The 2370-nt window shown below is 69.8% G+C and carries 3 protein-coding genes; 1 reads left to right on the top strand and 2 read right to left on the bottom strand.

What is annotated here, in order from left to right; translation table 11 throughout:
* Nucleotides 1-89 precede the first annotated feature (89 nt).
* Nucleotides 90-683: a TetR/AcrR family transcriptional regulator gene (locus ACGFW5_RS35250; RefSeq protein ID WP_393838446.1), complete on the bottom strand. Its 594-nt coding sequence runs from the start codon at nt 681-683 to the stop codon at nt 90-92.
* A 103-nt stretch (nt 684-786) separates the two neighbouring features.
* Entirely contained in the window at nt 787-1803 is a 1017-nt protein-coding gene (locus ACGFW5_RS35255; RefSeq protein ID WP_393838447.1) for an aldo/keto reductase, read from the bottom strand.
* Nucleotides 1804-2057: 254 nt separating this feature from the next.
* Between ACGFW5_RS35255 and ACGFW5_RS35260 the strand changes: the two genes are divergently transcribed.
* The gene (locus tag ACGFW5_RS35260; protein ID WP_393838448.1) at nt 2058-2243 is read left to right on the top strand and encodes a DUF6243 family protein; all 186 of its coding nucleotides are present in this window, start codon (nt 2058-2060) and stop codon (nt 2241-2243) included.
* The last annotated feature ends 127 nt before the right edge of the window (nt 2244-2370 follow it).

A 2370-nucleotide genomic window follows, 5' to 3' on the forward strand; every position in this document is an offset into this window, starting at 1 on the left:
CGCCGCGATCTGGCACAACCACAAGACCCGCCAGCCCATCACGCGGTCACTGATCGCTTACGACCACTGATCACATCGGAATGACTCGTCTAGCGCTTCAGGCCCTGTATCAACAGGTCCACCACCGCCCCGAAATCGTCCCGGATGGACGGGCGCGACCACTCCGCCGCGTACACCGGGTCATGGAAGCGGCCCGTCGCATCGAACACCGCACGCGCCGAGACGGCCGGCCCGTCGGGAACGGTGAACTCCCCCCGGTCCACGCCGAACCGGATGATCTCGGTGAGCTGGCCCACCAGCTCACCGATGTGCTCCTCCACGACCCGGCTGTTCTCCCGCAGCAGCACCTCGTACGTCTGGAACAGCTCCGGATCGTCGCCCGCCTTGTGCATCTTGGCCAGGAACAACTCGCTCAGCCACAGCCGCAGCACGACCCCCGACTCCAGGTCCTGACGCGCCGCGATGCCCCGCAACACCTCCGTCGAACGGTTCAGCCACCGCTCGGTGACCGCCTCGCGCAATGCCGCCTTCGTACGGAAGTGGCGGTAGACACTGCCGTGACTCACCCCGAGCTGACGCGCGACATCGACGACCGTGGCCTTCGCCGGTCCGTGGCGGCGCAGCACCTCCTCGGTCGCGACGAGGATGCGCTCGGCGGTCAGTGGTTCCGTACTCATGGCCATGACGTTACCTGTCGCTCACAACGGCCCGCGTGGCCTGTGGACAACCCCCGGTGACCGACTTGTCCACAGGCCACGCGCGCTGTCGCGGGGGCCCGCCGCCGGCTCAGTGCTCGCTGTCCAGGTGCGCCATCTGCGCCTGCGGGTAGCGCTCGCCCGCCGCCGCGCCGGCCGGGACCGCACTCTCGATCGCGGCCAGATCGTCCGCGGTGAGCTCCACGTCCAGCGCGCCGAGCGCTTCGGCAAGCCGCTCCCGGGTCCGCGCACCCACCAACGGCACGATGTCCGCACCCTGCCGGGCCCCCTGCTCCAGCACCCATGCGATGGCGATCTGCGCCACCGAGACGCCCTTGTTCTCGGCGATCTTCCGCAGCGCCTCGACGAGGTCGAGGTTGTGCCGCAGGTTGTCGCCCTGGAAGCGCGGGCTCATGCCGCGGAAGTCGCCCGCGGCCAGCTGCCGGTCGCGCGAGAAGTGCCCGCTGATCAGACCGCGCGAGAGGACTCCGTACGCGGTGACGCCGATGCCCAGCTCACGCGCGGCCGGCAGGATCTCGTCCTCGATGCCGCGCGAGATCAGCGAGTACTCGATCTGGAGATCGGAGATCGGGGCCACCGCGGCGGCCCTGCGCAGTGTGTTGGCGCCGACCTCCGAGAGGCCGATGTGCCGTACGTGACCGGCCTCGACCAGCTCGGCGATGGCGCCGACCGTCTCCTCGATCGGCACGTCCGGGTCGACCCGGGCGATCCGGTAGATGTCGAGGTGGTCGACGCCGAGACGCTGGAGCGAGTACGCGGCGAAGTTCTTCACCGCGGCCGTCCGTCCGTCATACCCGGCCCAGCCGCCGTCCGGGTCGCGCAGCGCACCGAACTTGACGCTGGTCAGCGCCTGCTCGCGGGCCTTGGCGGGGGCGGAACGCAGGGCCTCGCCGATCAGCATCTCGTTGTGGCCCATGGCGTAGAAGTCGCCGGTGTCGAGGAGGGTGACGCCGGCGTCGAGCGCGGCGTGGATCGTCGCGATGGACTCGTCCCGGTCGGCTTCTCCGTACAGCGCCGACATACCCATGCAGCCGAGGCCGAGTGCGGAGGTGCGGGGGCCGGTGGTGCCGAGGGTGCGGGTTCGCATGAGGGGAGCTCCTTCGAAGGGTCGGGTGGGGTGTGCGGGGGTGTGGGGTGTGTGTCCACCATGACATGACAGCTGACAGATTTCAATATCTGTCAGCTGTCACCACGTCGGTGCGCCGCCCCGGCCCCGTCGCCTCCCGCCCCGCCGCGTCTGGGCGCCGTCGCCTCCCGCCCCCGTCGCCTCCCGCCCCCACCCCGGCCCTCGCCCCGAAAACTGGTACGGGCCACCCCCCACGGGCGGGTACCGTCGCTCTCATGGCTAAGAGTCGTAACAACCTGCTCGGTGTCGGTGGACAGCGCAAGAAGGTGTCCCGCAACGGAGACCAGGGCTCGGTCCAGGGGAGTGCGGCCGACCGCAAGGCGGCCGTGGACAAGAAGGAGGAGCTGCTGCGCAAGATGCGTGAGCGCGCCAACCCCGCGACGGAGTCGAGCGAGAGCTGATCCGGCGACGCCGAAGGGCCCGGACCGTGGTACTTGGGCTCTAGGAGTCGTCGCAACACCCCAGCCCAGGGGATGCGATGGACTTCAAAGTCCGGGACCGGTCCGTTGTCCAGGGGCGCCGTCCCTT

The sequence above is a fragment of the Streptomyces sp. NPDC048416 genome, assembly GCF_043200435.1.
Taxonomy (GTDB): Bacteria; Actinomycetota; Actinomycetes; order Streptomycetales; family Streptomycetaceae; genus Streptomyces.